Annotated in this window: 14 protein-coding genes and 1 pseudogene; 8 read left to right on the top strand and 7 right to left on the bottom strand. The window is 66.1% G+C overall.

The genetic code is table 11. The features are described 5' to 3' along the window. Window positions 1-18: 18 nt before the first annotated feature. On the bottom strand, window positions 19-2769 hold the full coding sequence (locus tag BN1263_RS18220; RefSeq protein ID WP_029550752.1) for a TonB-dependent receptor: 2751 nt from the start codon (window positions 2767-2769) through the stop codon (window positions 19-21). 285 nt (window positions 2770-3054) lie between these two features. Between BN1263_RS18220 and BN1263_RS18215 the strand changes: the two genes are divergently transcribed. The 4 genes from BN1263_RS18215 to BN1263_RS18200 all read left to right on the top strand — a co-directional run bounded on the left by BN1263_RS18215 (window position 3055) and on the right by BN1263_RS18200 (window position 6344). Then, window positions 3055-4074, top strand: coding sequence for a sugar kinase (locus BN1263_RS18215; RefSeq protein WP_026346897.1), 1020 nt, complete (start codon window positions 3055-3057; stop codon window positions 4072-4074). Continuing rightward, window positions 4061-4699, top strand: a complete 639-nt coding sequence (locus BN1263_RS18210) for a bifunctional 4-hydroxy-2-oxoglutarate aldolase/2-dehydro-3-deoxy-phosphogluconate aldolase (protein ID WP_058983180.1) — start codon at window positions 4061-4063, stop codon at window positions 4697-4699. Before BN1263_RS18215 ends, BN1263_RS18210 begins: the two co-directional genes overlap by 14 nt. A 96-nt stretch (window positions 4700-4795) precedes the next feature. Beyond that, window positions 4796-5824: an alcohol dehydrogenase AdhP gene (adhP, locus tag BN1263_RS18205; protein ID WP_021204618.1), complete on the top strand. Its 1029-nt coding sequence runs from the start codon at window positions 4796-4798 to the stop codon at window positions 5822-5824. Between the two features lie 127 nt (window positions 5825-5951). Further along, window positions 5952-6344, top strand: coding sequence for a hypothetical protein (locus tag BN1263_RS18200; protein WP_058983178.1), 393 nt, complete (start codon window positions 5952-5954; stop codon window positions 6342-6344). A gap of 75 nt (window positions 6345-6419) precedes the next feature. Here BN1263_RS18200 and ligD read toward each other — a convergent pair. The 3 genes and pseudogenes from ligD to BN1263_RS18185 all read right to left on the bottom strand — a co-directional run. Beyond that, a pseudogene (ligD, locus tag BN1263_RS18195) lies at window positions 6420-7367 on the bottom strand (non-homologous end-joining DNA ligase); the annotation flags it as partial. 109 nt (window positions 7368-7476) lie between these two features. Further along, window positions 7477-8397, bottom strand: a complete 921-nt coding sequence (gene ku / locus BN1263_RS18190) for a non-homologous end joining protein Ku (RefSeq protein ID WP_058983173.1) — start codon at window positions 8395-8397, stop codon at window positions 7477-7479. Window positions 8398-8560: 163 nt separating this feature from the next. Beyond that, the gene (locus tag BN1263_RS18185) at window positions 8561-8959 is read right to left on the bottom strand and encodes a hypothetical protein (RefSeq protein ID WP_058983171.1); all 399 of its coding nucleotides are present in this window, start codon (window positions 8957-8959) and stop codon (window positions 8561-8563) included. Window positions 8960-9106: 147 nt separating this feature from the next. Here BN1263_RS18185 and BN1263_RS18180 point away from each other — a divergent pair, with 147 nt between their 5' ends. Next, complete coding sequence (locus BN1263_RS18180) at window positions 9107-9445, top strand: hypothetical protein (protein WP_005411772.1); 339 nt, start codon at window positions 9107-9109, stop codon at window positions 9443-9445. A gap of 80 nt (window positions 9446-9525) precedes the next feature. Here the strand turns inward: BN1263_RS18180 and BN1263_RS18175 are convergent, their stop codons facing one another. Beyond that, a complete protein-coding gene (locus BN1263_RS18175) occupies window positions 9526-11616 on the bottom strand; it encodes a TonB-dependent receptor family protein (protein WP_058983169.1) in 2091 nt (696 codons plus the stop codon). A 172-nt stretch (window positions 11617-11788) separates the two neighbouring features. On the opposite strand from BN1263_RS18175, the gene BN1263_RS18170 reads away from it, so the two are divergent. The 3 genes from BN1263_RS18170 to BN1263_RS18160 all read left to right on the top strand — a co-directional run bounded on the left by BN1263_RS18170 (window position 11789) and on the right by BN1263_RS18160 (window position 15086). Then, window positions 11789-12991 (top strand): amino acid aminotransferase, encoded by a 1203-nt coding sequence (locus BN1263_RS18170; RefSeq protein ID WP_058983167.1) that lies wholly within the window; start codon window positions 11789-11791, stop codon window positions 12989-12991. Window positions 12992-13250: 259 nt separating this feature from the next. After that, window positions 13251-14267 carry a class 1 fructose-bisphosphatase gene (locus tag BN1263_RS18165; protein ID WP_058983165.1) on the top strand — a complete coding sequence of 339 codons (1017 nt, stop codon included), beginning with the start codon at window positions 13251-13253 and terminating at the stop codon, window positions 14265-14267. A 108-nt stretch (window positions 14268-14375) separates the two neighbouring features. Beyond that, window positions 14376-15086, top strand: a complete 711-nt coding sequence (locus BN1263_RS18160) for a 2OG-Fe(II) oxygenase (RefSeq protein ID WP_058983163.1) — start codon at window positions 14376-14378, stop codon at window positions 15084-15086. Between the two features lie 62 nt (window positions 15087-15148). Here BN1263_RS18160 and BN1263_RS18155 read toward each other — a convergent pair whose 3' ends face one another. Next, a complete protein-coding gene (locus BN1263_RS18155; RefSeq protein ID WP_260833000.1) occupies window positions 15149-15619 on the bottom strand; it encodes a hypothetical protein in 471 nt (156 codons plus the stop codon). Next, a complete protein-coding gene (locus BN1263_RS18150; protein WP_058983161.1) occupies window positions 15616-15906 on the bottom strand; it encodes a hypothetical protein in 291 nt (96 codons plus the stop codon). Before BN1263_RS18150 ends, BN1263_RS18155 begins: the two co-directional genes overlap by 4 nt. Between the last annotated feature and the right edge of the window lie 141 nt (window positions 15907-16047).

Genomic DNA, 16047 nt, shown 5'->3' with positions numbered 1-16047 from the left:
ACGCGCCGCCGGCGTTGCTCAGAACTTGTAGCGCACGCCCAGCAGGAACTGGCGGCCGGTTTCGGTGTACTGGAGTGGCAGGCGGCCGGTGGCGGGCGAGTACACCCATTCATCCGAGGCTTCGTTGGTCAGGTTGATGCCTTCCAGGCTCAGTTCCAGCTGGTCGCTGATCTTGTAGCGGATGGACGCATCAATGACCGTGGTGCCGGTCATGCCGTGGTAGCCGTCCAGGTTGAAGCCGGTTTCCTGACCGGGCACCTGGGTGAGGTAGTCATCGCGGTTGGTGGCGGAGACGCGGCCAGCGAAGGTCTCGCCTTCGTAGAACAGCGTTGCGTTCCATGACGATTTGGACAGGCCCAGCAGATCGTTCTTCATCACCGGCTGGCCAGCCGAGTTGATGTACTGGATCTTCGATTCGACCCAGGTGTAGTTCAGCTGCACGCCCAGGTTCGACCACTTGCCCGGCAGGAAAGTGAAGGGCTGGGTGTAGTTCGCCTCGGCGCCGTACAGCTCACCGCCGGGGGTATTGACTGGCCGGGTGAAGGTGAAGTCGTCGGTGGGCGAGGCGCCGGTACCGGTCAGCAGTTCGGCAGGCAGGCCGCTGTCGGTGTACGGGCGGTTCTCGCGCAGGGTCTGCACCGAGGTCTCGATGTCCTTGTAGAACAGGCCCAGGCCCGCCATCGCGCCTTCGGCGAAGTACCACTCGAAGCCCAGGTCGACATTGGTGGCGCGCGTCGGGTCCAGGTTGGGATTGCCGCTGGAGATGGTGCGCGCACCACCGGCCACGGCCACGGTTGCACCCGGCGTCAGGCTGCCCAGGCCCGGGCGGGTCATGACCTTGGCCGCACCCAGGCGGATCAGGAAATCGGGCGTGACTTCGGCCACCAGGTTGAACGAGGGCAGGGTGTCATCGTAGGTGCGGGTGGCGGTGGTGGAGGTGGTACCACTGGCCAGCGTCGACAGCCCGGTGGAGGTCTGCCTGGTGCGCACGTAGCGCACGCCGAAGTTGCCCGACAGCGGCAGCGAGCCGATTTCGGTGCTGAACTCGCCCATCAGGTAGGCACCACGGTCCTTCTCTTCCACGCTGCGCACGTTGTTGGCGCGCGGCGCGACGGCATAGATGCCGCTGTTGCTGTAGATGTCGAACTGGTCGGCGATTGCATCCAGGTTCGGCACCACCCAGTTGGATGGATTGCCATTGATGCCCTTCAGGCCGGCCTGGTTGATCATGTCCACGGGCACGATCCTGCTGCCGCTGGCGAAGGTCGGCACGGCCAGTTCGCTGGCACGGCGCAGTTCGGTGGTCTTGAACGTGTAGTCCTTGGCAAGCACGCCGCCCTTCAGGCGGAAGCCGGGGCTGATGTTCCAGTTGAAGTCGATCTGGCCGGTATCGAAGTCGTTGTCCACATACTGCGGGCGCAGGCGGATTTCCGCCAGTTCCCAACCGTTGGGGTCGGTCGGGTCGATGCCGTAGTTGAGGATCGGGAAGCGGCTGTTGCCACGGTAGTCGTAGCTGTAGCCCTTGACGTCGTACTTGTCCATGATGACGGTGGTCTGCACTGGATTCTCGTGCCTGGAGCGCGAGATGCCCAGCTTGCCGGACACGGTGAAGTCGTCGCCGAAACGGTGCTGGCCGTTCAGGCTGATCTGCTTGAACTCGGTGCTCCACTCGTCGTGGCGGTTCTCGGTACGGATGTCGACGTTGTCGAATTCACCGTACAGCAGCGCGCCGTTGCGGATCTCGCCGTTCCTGACGATGGTGCTCGGCTTGCCGACCAGGCGCGGGGTGCTGCTGCTGCCACGGCTGAAGGAAATCGCTTCGATGTACTGCTCGTCGCGGGTGGCATCGATCTTCGAGTACAGCATGTCCAGCGATACTTCACTGGCATCGCTGGGCTTCCACTGCAGCGAGCCGGTCACGCCCAGGCGCTTCTGCTCGTGTTCCATCTGCACGTAGCGCGGGAAGCGCGGGTGGAATACATCAGCGGCGCGTGCGGCGGCGAACGGCGATGACGCAGCGAAGTTGCCATTGCTCGGGCCGTTGGCCCAGCGGCCGGTGTTGGAGCCTTCCTCCAGTGCCTGGCGCTCGGAGTAGGCCACCGACAGGAGGGCGCCGAAGGTACCATCGGCGAAGGTGTTGGAGACCAGCGCGGCCAGCCGCGGGTCGGCCTTTTCGGCCATCTGGTTGTAGCCGGCCTGGCCGCTTGCGGCGAAGGTGAAGCCGTCGTAGTCGAACGGGCGCGCGGTGCGCAGGTCGACCGTGGCACCCAGCGAGCCTTCCTCGACGTCGGCCGAGGCGGTCTTGCGCACCACCAGCTGCGAGAACAGGTCCGAGGCAAACACGTTGAAGTCGAAACCGCGGCCGCGGTTGGTACCACCGCTCTGGTCACCGGCGCCGACGGTGGTCAGCGCTTCCATCCCATTGATGCGCACGCGGGTGAAATCCGGGCCCAGGCCGCGCACCGAGATGTTGCGGCCTTCGCCGGCTTCGCGTGTGATCACCACGCCCGGAATGCGCTGCAGCGATTCAGCCAGATTGAGGTCGGGAAACTTGCCGATGTCTTCGGCGACGATGGCATCGACCACGCCGGCCTCGCCGCGCTTGATGTCCAGCGCCTTTTCGACACTGGCGCGATAGCCTGTGACGTTCACCGTGTCCAGGTCGGTAGCGGTCTGCTGCTGGGCGGCCGCGCTGGTGGACAGGGCGAGTCCCACCCCCAGGGCCAGCAAGGTAACCGGTGTCTTTTTTCCATGGATCCGAGATTGCATGCCTTTCCCCTCTCCCAAAGGTCTGGTATCGCAGCTGCGCGGCGAAATGACACCGCTAGTCAAAACCGACGTTAGCAGCACCACCGGGATCGGGCATCTTGCACCGCAACAGATTTGCAATGTCTCCAAGACGCTTGCAGGACAAAGGTTTCGACATATCGCCCAAGCGCTCTCAAGGCGTCTTCCGTCTAGAATGACACCGCTAGTCAATCGCCACGCCCCTCGCGTGGTCCACTTACACGCCATGCAGTGTCCCATGCTGGTGGCACGCGTGAAGGAGCTGAGATGGGTCGTATCGTGTGTTTTGGAGAGTTGTTGCTGCGCCTGGGTGCCCCCGGCAACGAACTGCTGCTGCAGTCGCCGCAACTCCAGGTCCATGTGGGAGGGGCCGAAGCCAACGTGGGTGTCTCGCTGTCCCGGCTTGGACATCAGGTGGCCATGGTCAGCACTGTGGCCGGCAATGCGCTGGGGGCGCATGTACTGGGTGAACTGCGGCGGCACGGCGTGGATACGCGCGGTGTGCGCGAGGACGCCGAGGGCCGCATGGGCCTGTACTTCCTCACCACCGGCGCGGTACAGCGCGCGAGCGAAGTGGTCTACGACCGCGCGGATTCGGCGTTCGCGCGCAGCACTGCAGCCGACTACGACTGGCCAGCGCTGCTGCAGGACGCGCAGTGGCTGCACGTCTCCGGGGTCAGCCCGGCGTTGGGCCCGCACGTGGCGGCGGCCACGCTGGCGGCGGCGCGCGCGGCAAGACAGGCCGGTGTCCGCGTCTCCTTCGACGGCAATTTCCGGCCCCGCCTCTGGCAGCGCTGGGGAGGCGATGCGCAGGCGGTATTGCGCGAACTGTTCGCGCAGGCCGACATCGTGTTCGCCGACTACCGCGACATGGAGGTCGTACTGGGCACCCGCTTCACCCAGCCGGATCTGATGGAGCGGATCGACGCGGCCGCTGCCGCCGCGTTCGGTGCCTTTCCGCAACTGCAGTGGATGGCCTGCACGCAGCGGCAGGTGCTGAGCGTGGACCACCATGTGCTGGGCGCTGTGCTGCTGGGTTGCGACGGAACCCGCGCACAGGCCCCACTGCGTCATCTGCAGGGCATCGTCGACCGCATCGGTGGCGGTGATGCCTTCGCGGCCGGCATCCTGCATGGCATCCTGTCCGGCCTTGATGCCGACGCCACCGTGCGGTTCGGCCTGGCCGCCGGGGCGCTGAAGCACTCCATCCCCGGCGATTTCAATCCTGTCAGCGAAGCTGACGTGCTGGCCCTGATGGGCGAGGAGCGATTCGATGTCCGCCGCTGATCCGCGCGTACGCGCGGTCCTGAAACTGGCACCGGTGATTCCGGTGTACACCCCCGAAAACGTGAATGACGCGGTCGAAGTGGCCCAGGCCCTGTTCCGCGGCGGCCTGCCGGTGATCGAAGTGACCCTGCGCACGCCGCAGGCGCTGGACGCGATCACGGCCATGGTCGAGGCCGTACCGGACGCGGTGATCGGTGCCGGCACCGTGCTTACCCCGGCGCAGATGCAGGCGGCGAAGCAGGCCGGAGCGCGTTTCGCGGTGTCCCCCGGCGCCACGCCGGCACTGTACGCGGCCGCGCACGATGCCGACCTGCCGTACCTGCCCGGTGCGGCCACGGCCTCGGACCTGATCCTGGGCCTGGAGCACGGCCAAGACACGTTCAAGTTCTTTCCCGCCGTGCAGGCCGGCGGTGCCGCGCTGCTGGCGGCCTGGCACGGTCCATTCGCCGACGTGCGCTTCTGCCCGACCGGTGGCATCAGCGCGCAGACCGCGCCGCAGTTCCTGCACCTGCCCAACGTGCTGTGCGTGGGTGGCTCGTGGTTGACCACGCCGGCACTGCTGCAGACCCGCGACTGGGAGGCCATCGAGCGCCTCGCCCGCGAGGCCTCGGTGCTGGCCAGCTGAACCCGGCGCACGGATCTTCAAAGGTTTGATCGTGATCAAAGCGCCGGCCTCGTGCCGGCGTCATTCTGTGGGCAAGCGCACTACGGAGATCCGAACATGAATTCCACCATGAAGGCCGCTGTCGTGCGCGAGTTCGGCAAGCCACTGGTCATCGAGGAAGTCTCGGTACCACGCCCGGGGGCGGGCGAGGTACTGGTCAGGATCGAGGCCTGTGGTGTCTGCCACACCGACCTGCACGCCGCCGAGGGCGACTGGCCGGTCAAACCGAACCCGCCGTTCATCCCCGGTCACGAGGGCGTGGGGCACGTCGTGGCCGTGGGTGGCGGGGTCGGGCACGTCAGGGAAGGCGACAGGGTCGGCATCCCCTGGTTGTACTCGGCGTGTGGCCATTGCGAACACTGCCTGGGGGGCTGGGAAACGCTGTGCGAAACGCAGCGCAACACCGGTTACTCGGTCAACGGCGGCTTCGCCGAGTACGCACTGGCCGATGCCAACTATGTCGGCCTGCTTCCAAAGGACGTGGGCTTCGTGGAGATCGCGCCGGTGCTGTGCGCCGGCGTGACCGTCTACAAGGGCCTGAAGGTCACCGACACCAGGCCCGGTGACTGGGTGGCGATCTCCGGCATCGGTGGCCTGGGCCACATGGCCGTGCAGTACGCCCGCGCAATGGGCCTGAACGTGGCGGCGGTGGACGTGGATGACAACAAACTGGCGCTGGCGCGGAAGCTCGGCGCGCAGGTCACCGTCAACGCGCGTACCACCGACCCGGCCGCCTTCCTGAAGAAGGAGATCGGTGGCGCACACGGTGCACTGGTCACCGCGGTGTCGCCGAAGGCGTTCGAGCAGGCACTGGGCATGGTCCGCCGCGGCGGCACTGTCTCGCTCAATGGCCTGCCGCCCGGCAACTTCCCGCTGGATATCTTCGGCATGGTGCTCAACGGCATCACCGTACGCGGCTCGATCGTCGGCACCCGCCTGGACCTGCAGGAATCGCTGCAGTTCGCTGCCGAGGGCAAGGTCGCCGCCACCGTCAGCACCGACCGCCTGGAAAACATCAACGACGTGTTCGCGCGCATGCACGCGGGCACCATCGAAGGCCGCGTCGTACTGGACTTCGCCGCCTGACCCTCCGTGCATGGCCGCCGCCGCTCCGTCCCCCTCTCCCACGGACGCGGCGGCCATGCCGATCCATCGGTAGTGCCGGCCGCTGGCCGGCAACGCGGGCACTCTGTGGCAGCCGTACAATACGCGCATGCCCGGCGTGCTCAAGATCCTGTTCCTGTCCATCGTTGCCCTGCTCGGCGGTGTACTTTCACTTGCGCTGGTGAGCAGCGTCGCCAGCTGGCTGCCGCCGCTCCTGGGCATGCCGCCGGACAACAACAGCGCGCAGCTGGGCTGGGACCTGGCCTTCAGCGTGCTCGGTGGCATCGCGGGTATCGCCTTTGCCACCTACTACGCGCCCTGCTGGCCGCGTTCGCACGGCTTCTCGATCTGGTCGCTGATCGCGCTGGGCTGCGGCTACGCCATGTGGACCACGGGCGCGGATTTCCCGTTCTGGTTCGTCATTGCGCTGCTGGCGTCGCTGCCGCTGCAATTGCTGGCCGGCTGGTGGTTTGGCCGTCGTCCCTCGCGCGATGCAAGGTGATGCCGCCCCTGTAGAGCCGAGCCTGTGCTCGGCTTTCATGCACATTTACACAGGCAGCCGAGCATAGGCTCGGCTCTACAGGTCCATCCGCGGCAGCGTCTGCTTCAACGCATCGATGCCCTGCCACGGATCCGCTTTCAGCCGCTTCGCGCGCGCCAGCGCCTTGGCCATCGAAAACGCATCCGCCGCACCGACGCGTGCCAGTTCCTCCCAGCGCAGCGGTACCGCCACACCGGCACTTTCACGCGCACGCAGCGACCACGAGCACACGCTGGTGGCGCCCCGCGTATTGCGCAGCCAGTCGATGAAGATGACGCCGCCACGCTTGGCCTTGCTCATGGTCGACACGTAGTGGTCCGGCGCGCGCTCCGCCATCGCCCGGGCAAATGCCTCGCAGAACACCCTGGCCTGTTCCCAGTCGGCCCTGGGCTTCAGCGGCACCACAACGTGCACGCCCTTGCCACCGGACAACCGCACGAAGCTCTTCAGGCCGGCCTCCTGCAGGCGGTCACGGACGTCACGCGCAGCGGCCTTCACCTGTGCCCAGCTAACGCCTTCTCCAGGGTCAAGATCGAACACCAGCCGATCCGGATGCTCGGGGTCGGCGACGGTTGCACCCCAGGGATGCAACTCCAGGGTGTTCATCTGCACCAGCTGCAGCAGGCCCCGTGCGTCGTCGATGTAAACGTAATCCTCGCGCCCGCTCTTCTGCTGCAGCGGCACCGCATGTACCGCATCGCCCAGGCCGGCACCATGGTGCTTCTGGAAGAAGCAGGCCTTGCCGACGCCGTCCGGGCAGCGCAGTAGTGACAGCGGACGCGCGCTGATTTCCGGCAGGATCCAGCGCGCCATGCGCTGGTAGTAGTCGGCCACGGCGCCCTTGGTCAGCTTCTGCTTTGGAAAAACCACCCGCTCCGGATGAGTAATCTGGACCTCGCCTCCAGCTTCGGTATCTGCGATGTTCATTCCAAGGTCCTCCTTCGGCGTGTCGCTGCGCAGCCGCTTGAAACCAGCCTGGCGCAGGTAGGCCGCCGCGTCGGATCCCCCTGCGCGGGCGTGTCGTCAGGCGCCGGCGTCTGCCCTGCGCCGCCGCCAGGTCGGCGCTCTCGCCGGTACTGCTCCAACGACATGCTCAACCTGCCTTGCGGCGTGCAGCGGTCTTCTTTGCAGCTTTCTTCGCAGTCTTCTTGGCTGCCTTCTTTACCGTGGATTTGGTGGCTCCTTTCCGCGTTGCCGTCTTTTTCGCTGGCGTGCGCTTGTTGGCATCCAGGCTCTTCTGCAGCAGCGCCATGAAATCGACCACATTGGTGCTGGCGTCCTCGCGCGGTGCAGGCTCATCGTCGACCCGCGTGGTACCCCCCTTGGACTTGATGCGCTTGTTCAACACCTGCTGCAGGCGCTCGCGGAATTCATCGTGATACTGCGACGGATCCCAGTCGCCGGCCATCGACTCGATCAGCTGTTCGGCCATCGCCGTTTCCTTGCTGGTGATGCGATAGTCGGACAGCTTGCCGGTGGGCAGCTTGTACTCCTCCGGATCCACCAGTTCCTGTGGATAGCGCAGGATCATCAGCACCAGTGCGTCCTCATGCGGCATCACCGCGCACAGGTACTCGCGTGTGCGCACGACCACCCGCGCGATACCGACCTTGCCGGTGCTGCGCAGGGTCTCGCGCAGCAGCACATAGCCTTTCTCGGCCTTCTTGCCGGGCACCAGCAGATACGGTTTCTCGTAGTAGCGCGGATCGATCTGCGATGCATCCACGAACGATTCCACTTCTACGGCCTCGTGGCTTTCTGGTGCCGCCGAACGGATATCGCCTTCCTCCAGCACGACATAGCTGCCCTTGTCGTACTCGTAGGCCTTGACGATGTCCTTCCAGGGAACTTCCTCGCCCGTATCGGCGTTGACCCGCTCAAAGCGGATCGGCTTGCGATCGCGGGAGTCGAGCATGCGGAACTGCAGATCGACCTTGCGCTCTCCGGACATCAGTGACACCGGCACATTGAGCAGGCCGAACGAGAGCGTGCCAGTCCAGATCGGGCGGGCCATGGGCGTACCTTTGGCGGAGCAGGGCATCCAGCTTCGGATGGGCGGTGTAAACCACCCGTGTCGATACCGTGCACGCGGGTTCTACGGAAAACGGTAGTGCCGGGCACTGGCCGGCGGAACTCGCGGCCTGAAGTTTCCCGGGGTTGCCGGCCAGCGGCCGGCATTACTGCAGCAACGGCCTCACCGCCGCCGCCGGGATATGGTCCAGCGCGCGCCAGGCGTCCTCCACGACCGGGCGTGCCTGCGACCAGCCCAGCCGCGACTGCCCGCGCATCTGTTCCCAATGCTCGGCCAGTTCCTCGCAGGTATCGCCAGCATCACCGCGTGGCCAATCCGCGGCATGGGTCGTCAGCGCGAAGGCATATACCGGGCACAGATCGCGCCAGTTGCGGTGGCTTTGGCCACGCCTCTCCTCGTAGTCGCTGATCATGTACTGCAGGTAGTCCTGCGCCACCGCCTGCGGATCTTCCTGGCGGCGCGTGCGGCGCTGGGCAGTGCGCTGGCCGAGTGGATCGAGCAGGGCGTTGAACACGGACGGTGCGGGTCGTTCAAGACGGGGCATGGCCGGCTCCTGCAGCGGGGGCGGGTGGGCAGGAATACGCGCGGTGCCGTTACCGGGGGGTGAGCGAGATGTTCATGACGCCAGGTTCGCGACGGCTTTACCTGCGGGGCGGTGTAGTGGAATCCCCCCAAGGGCAGGTACCAGACCATGAGCCGAGAGACCTCGCGAGACCCGCTGCGGGAGAACCACCCGCCCATTCCCGGCGAGCAGCGCGGCAAGCGCGATGCCGACAACGCCGACTACCGCGGCACCGGCGCGCCGTTCTTCGATGCCGAGCACGACCACCTGCCGGTGAAGCACGAGGCTGAACAGGCGGCCCAGGACCGCAAGGATGGCGGTGACCGCCACCGTGGTGGCCAGGAGAGCCCGCTCAAGCGCCGCGAGCGCAAGCAGCGCGCCAGCGACAACCAGGACGAGGCGCTGGAGGAGACGTTCCCGGCCAGCGACCCGACCTCGCCGTTCGTGCCGGCCAAGGCCCCCGACTGACCGGTAGTGCCGGCCGCTGGCCGGCAACGTCTGGGCTGCCCTGCACAAAGCGATGCCGGCCAGCGGCCGGCACTACCAACTCAGCGCCACGACCATTGCAGGCCGACGTTGGCTCGCCGTCCCGGTCCCGGCTCGTAGAAGCGACCATTGCCGTCATTGACGATCACCGAGCCGATGTAGGCTTGGTCCAGCACGTTCTCCAGCCGGGCGAAGGCGCGCAGCTCACCGCCCGGCAGCGTCCATCGACGGCCGGCTTCCAGGTGCAGCAGGGCGTAGCCCGGCGCGCGCTCGGTGGCCACGTCATTGACCACAGTATCGCTGCTGGCCGAGGCCTCCAGCGCCCACTGCCACTCAGCGGGGCTCCACTGCAGGCGTGCGAAGGCCTGTTGGCGGGGCACGCCGGGCAGGCGGCTGCCTGCGGCCACCAAGGTGTTCGAGGTCAGGTAGAGCGAGCGCACCTGCGCCTGCAGCCAGGTCCATGCCAGCTGCAGTTCCAGCTGTTCGCCCAGCGGCTGCCGGTACTGCAGTTCCATGCCCTGGCGGCGGGTGCGGCCGATGTTGCGATAGGTGCTGCGCCCGCCGATATTGCTGGCAACTGCCAGCTCATCGTTGGTATCTGCGCGGAATACGCTGACATCGAGCTGGGCTCCGCCTTGCGCGTGCCACTTGCTTCCAATCTCCAGATTGCGGCTGCGGGCGGCCGCCAGATCCAGCGCCAATCCCGCCTGGCCGTCGGCGCGATAGCCCAGTTCGTTGAAGGTAGGCGTTTCGAAGCCACGTCCCACCGCCGCGTGCAGCCGCCACTGCGGGCTCGCTTCGAAGCTGATCCCGGCCGCCGGCGTGGTCGCCTGGTAGCGCCGGTGACCACTGTCATCCGGGTTGCGGGCGGTGATGTAGCGATCGTCCGAGTTGAAACGCACGGTGCTGTGGCGCAGGCCGGCCAGCAACGACCAGCGCGGGCTCCATTGCCACCAGGCCTGGGCGAACTGGTCCACGTTCTGCACGACGTCGATCTGGTCACGACGCAGCCGTCCACGCACGCCCAGGGCGCTGCCGAGGAAGTTCTCATGGCCGGTGCGATGCTGGCGCTGGCGGTCGGCGCTGAGCCCGGCCACCAGGTCCAGCGGCCGGCCGGCAAGGTCACCCTGCCAGCCCCAGCGCGCGTCCAACCCGCCGTAGCCGCCCTCCAGATCGATCACCCCACCGGCATGCAGGGGGTTGGCCTGGGCGGTCGGTGGGATCGGCAGGTATTGGCGTACCGCGCGCTGGCCGGCATAGCCCATCAGCTGCCAGCGCTGCGGCCCGGTTTCACGTGTCCAGCGCAGGCCGGCCTGCTGCTGGCGCACCGATTTGCGGGTGTTGTACTGGTGCGCGACTGCCGTGGCCTGGCGCGGATCAGCCGCCACCTGGGCACGGGTCAGGCCCAGCGGGTCCTGCGCATCCGGTGCATCAAGCGCATTGAGCAACAGCTCCAGCCGCCCGCCGCCCAGCTCGCCCCCGATGCGCGCGTTGAGCGATTCACGGCGTGCTTGGCTGTGATCGCGCCAGCCATCGGTGCGGAAGTGATTGGCGGCGATGTTGTAGTCCAGTACTTGGCCGGCCCCCTTCAGCTGTGCACCGACGCTCAGCGTGTTGTCGGCACCGGCGCTGAGCCGCAACCGCCACGGGTCGCCGGCCTGGCCCTGTTCGCTCCAGACCTGCAGCACGCCACCGGAGGAATTGCCGTAGAGCGCGGAAAACGGCCCACGCAGCACCTCGATGCGTTCGGCACCAAGCAGGCTGGCATGTGACAGCTGGCCTTGGCCATCGGGCATGGTTGCAGGGACCCCGTCGATCAACACCCGTACCCCGCGCACCCCGAAGGTCGAACGCGCGCCGAAGCCACGGATCGACAGCTGGGTGTCCTGGGCGAAGTTCTGCCGGTCGCGCGCCAGCAGACCGGGTACCCCAGCCAGCGCTTCGGACAGCTGCGCGCCGGTGCCAGCGCGGCTGGCATCGATCCAGACCGTGTCCTGGCTGGCCGGCAGCGCGAACAGGTCGATGCCCGGCACCCGTGCAGCCTGTACCTGCACCGCCGGCAGGGCGGTGGGCGCAGGCGCGGCCATCACCGCCCAGGGCGACAGCAGCAGGGCGGAAAGCGGCAGGCTACGGCGGCGTGCGGCAGTTTTCATGATTCAGGTTGATGGGTCGGGCGGCAACGCACGCCATGGTACGGGGCCGTGGATGACGATGGCGGCGGCCAGCCCCCGGCAGGCTTTGTTACGATGGGCTGTTTCCGGCCGAAACGCCGCAGACCGCGTAGCGCACTTCCTCCCCCTTTCCGTCTACCGAACGAGTACCGCCGTGTCCTTCTTTGCAAACGTGGAACTGGTCCCAGGCGACCCGATCCTGGGCCTGACCGAGGCGTACAACGCCGACAGCCGCCCGACCAAGGTCAACCTGGGTGTGGGCATCTACTACGACGAGAGCGGCCGCATTCCGCTGCTGCGCGCCGTCAAGCAGATCGAGCAGCAGCTCGCCGCTGAAGCCAAACCGCGCGGCTACCTGCCGATCGATGGCCTGCCGGCGTACACGCAGGCCACGCGTGAGCTGGTGTTCGGCAAGGATTCGCCGCTGCTGGCCGCTGGCCGCGTGACCACCGCGCAGACCGTTGGTGGCAGCGGTGCGCTGCGCGTCGGCGCCGACGTGCTGAAGAAGCTGCTGCCGCACGCCACCGTTGCGCTGAGCAACCCGAGCTGGGAAAACCACCGCGCCGTGTTCAGCGCGGCCGGCTTCGAGGTGCTGGATTACACCTACTTCGATCCGACCACCCACGGCGTCAACTTCGACGGCCTGCTGGCGGACCTGAGCAAGCTGGAAGCCGGCACCGTGGTGCTGCTGCACGCCTGCTGCCACAACCCCACCGGTGCCGACCTTACGGTCACCCAGTGGAAGCAGGTCGCACAGCTGCTGAAGGACAAGCAGCTGTTCCCCTTCATCGACATGGCCTACCAGGGCTTCGACAAGGGCATCGAGCAGGACGGCGCAGCAGTGCGCATCATCGCCGAAGCCGGCATCGACAGCTTCATCGTCGCCAACTCGTACTCCAAGTCGTTCTCGCTGTATGGCGAGCGCGTGGGTGCGCTGTCGATGGTGGCGCCGACCGCCGCTGACGCCAAGGCCGTGCAGTCGCAGGTCAAGCGCGTGATCCGCACCATCTACTCCAGCCCATCCACCCACGGTGCTGCGCTGGTGGCCGGCGTGCTGACCAACCCGGAACTGCGCGCGATGTGGGAGCAGGAGCTGACCGAGATGCGCGAGCGCATCCATGCCCTGCGCCAGGGCCTGGTCGAGAAGCTGGCCGCTGCAGGTGCCCCGCAGTTCGGCTTCATCAACGAGCAGGCCGGCATGTTCTCCTACTCCGGCTTGAGCCGTGAGCAGGTCGAGCGCCTGCGCGACGAGTTCGGCATCTACGCCGTCGGCACCGGTCGCATCTGCGTGGCCGCGCTGAACCAGAACAACCTGGAATACGTCGCCAAGGCCGTGGCCACCGTCGCCAAGGGCTGAAGCAACGCTCCAGTAGCTTGAGGACAAAGGCGCCGAAAGGCGCCTTTGTTTTTTGCGCCCTGGTCTCTGTAGAGCCGAGCCTACGCTCGGCTTGTGCGGCATGAAGGACGAAGAGCAGCCGAGCGCGGGCTCGGCTCTACAGAAGGAAGGCGCCACGAGCGCAACGCATCTGGAAACGATTACGCCTTCCCGCGCTCACGCACGCCCCCGCCATACGGGCGACAATAGGCGTTTTCCCGCTGCCGAGACCTGCCCGCCCATGTCCCGTACTTCGTTGACCCGCTTCCTGATCCAGGAACAGCACGCCGGCCGCATCAATGCCGACCTGCGCCAGCTGATCGCCGTGGTGGCCCGCGCCTGCACCAGCATCTCCATCGCCGTCAGCAAGGGCGCCCTCGGTGGCGTGCTCGGCGATGCCGGTACCGGCAACGTGCAGGGTGAAGCGCAGAAGAAGCTGGACGTCATCAGCAACGAGATCCTGCTTGAAGCCAACGCCTGGGGTGGCCACCTCGCCGCCTGCGCCTCGGAGGAAATGGACCACAGCCAGCCGGTGCCGGACATCTATCCGCGCGGTGATTTCCTGCTGCTGTTCGACCCCCTCGATGGCAGCTCCAACATCGACGTCAACGTCTCCGTCGGCACCATCTTCTCGGTGCTGCGTTGCCCGACCAATGTCGAACTGCCGGGCGATGACGCCTTCCTGCAGCCGGGCAGCAAGCAGATCGCCGCTGGCTACTGCATCTACGGGCCCAGCACCCAGCTGGTGCTGACCGTCGGCCATGGCACCCACGCCTTCACTCTGGACCGCGAGAAGGGCGAGTTCGTGCTGACCACCGAGAACATGCAGATTCCGGCGGCCACCCAGGAATTCGCCATCAACATGTCCAACCAGCGTCACTGGGAAGCGCCGATGCAGAGCTACGTCAGCGACCTGCTGGCGGGCATGGAAGGCGCGCGCGGCAAGAACTTCAACATGCGCTGGATCGCCAGCATGGTGGCCGACGTGCATCGCATCCTGACCCGCGGCGGCATCTTCATCTACCCGTGGGACAAGAAGGATCCGTCCAAGGCCGGCAAGCTGCGGCTGATGTACGAAGCCAACCCGATGGGCCTGTTGGTCGAACAGGCCGGCGGCGCCGCCTGGACCGGCCGCGAACGCATCCTCGACATCCAGCCCGACCAGCTGCACCAGCGCGTGCCGGTGTTCCTGGGTTCGCGCGAGGAAGTGGCCGAAGCCGTGCGCTACCACCACGCGCACGACGACGCGCAGGGCTGATTGGCGGTTGCCTGACGACGGTCATGGCAGATCGATGACATGACCGTGGGGTGACACCGGGGGCGGCAAACGGCACCATCAAGCCGTTGCCGCCTAAGGAATGCACGCATGCACGAGCAGGGCCCGGTCGATTTCATCGAAGTCATCCACAACGCGGTCCCCAGCGAGGTCTGCGCGGCGATCGTCGAGCGCATGCGGGCGGCGCGTGGCCTGCAGCCCGGTGCCGTGGGCAGTGGTGTGTTCCCGGAACTCAAGCACAGCAAGGATCTACGCATCAGCGGCCTGGACGGCTGGCGGGATGTGGACCATCAGCTGCAGCACGCGGTGTTCAACGGCCTGCTGACTTATCTACGCCGTTATCCACAAGCATTGATCGCGCCGCTGATGTTGCAGATCCAGGACAGCAACGGGCAACCGCGACGCCTGTCTGCCGAGGACTTCCCCGACATGCCGCCGCAGCAGCTGGCCGATCTGGCCCGTACCTGCCTGCGCCCGGGTGCGATCAACCTGCAGTGGTATGCGGCTGGCGAGGGCGGTTATCCGTACTGGCACTGCGAGCTGTACCCGAAGGACCCGCAGGCCGAGACCCTGCACCGGCACGTGCTGTGGACGCTGTACCTCAACGACGAGTTCGAAGAGGGAGAAACCGAGTTCCTGTTCCAGGAGCGGAAGATTGCACCGCGCACCGGCAGCCTGCTGATTGCGCCGACGGCGTTCACCCATACCCATCGGGGCAACAGGCCGCAGGGTGGGGACAAGTTCATCGCCACCAGCTGGATCCTGTTCCAGAGTGCGCAGAAGTTGTTTGGGGGAGGGTGAGGGCATCGCGCCCCTTCCGACTGGAGCCGGTATCCAGGCAAGTTCGTTATGCCGTCGGTGGATTACCGGGCCTCAGGAGAGCAGTAGTAGTCGCCGCTCCTGTCCGAGTCCCAGTAGGTTCCTCCATAGAGCTTCACCGTACTGCCCCTTGTCGTCAGCTCTACCGAGCGCGCCAGGCGATCCTCGCAGAAGACCATCAATCTGTAATCGCGCTGCCGTTTGTCTTTCTGCAGTCGCCACCGCTTCTCTGCGGCTTGTTTGATGAAGAAAGCGGCGATCTGCTCTGGATCAGATTCGAGTTCGGCGTCGAAGACGGCCCCCAGGAACGTGACCTTCGGTAAGAACGTAACGTTCGTGGGATGGACCCCTGAAGGGAGTTCAAAGGTATCGGTGGCAGCGCGCAGTTCTGCTTCTGTTGGCTTTCCGGTCCAATCGCCACGTCCGATGGATCCAAACATTGAAAGATAAGTACCGCTTGTCAGGGCCGCAATGACAGTGCACAGGAGCAGATGGCGCAACGGTACCTTTTTCAAGGCCCATTCTCCGACTGTCGTTGTTCGTCGCAACTTGAATCCCCCAAGGCTTCAGTCGTCTTTGCCCCGTGCACCGGATCATGGATGCTCGACGGAGCGAGGGGCTTGCGAGGACGACGGCGATACAGGATCCCTCCCGCTGCCCCACCAAATATGGCAGTGCCGAGGCCGATCAGCTCTTCGCTGCCTAGCGGATCCGCTGACAGCAATTTGGCCACCGTCAGTAGAAGAAAGTTCCATGGGGGCATCCACAGGAACGCGATGCCCAGCCAGTAGATGAACTTCATTTCATGCGCTCAAGGATCCGGAAGCGTCGACTCGACCCGGTAGGCGGAGCTGTTCTGCATCCATGATGCTGAACTCCCCTCTCCCCAGTCCCCGCCTTTGCTGCGGATTGTTACCGTTGCGTGGCGCTGCGGTCCAGCGTT

This window comes from Stenotrophomonas thermophila (assembly GCF_001499715.1).
GTDB classification, from domain to species: domain Bacteria; phylum Pseudomonadota; class Gammaproteobacteria; order Xanthomonadales; family Xanthomonadaceae; genus Stenotrophomonas; species Stenotrophomonas hibiscicola.
This window is presented reverse-complemented; position numbering and strand designations above follow the sequence as displayed.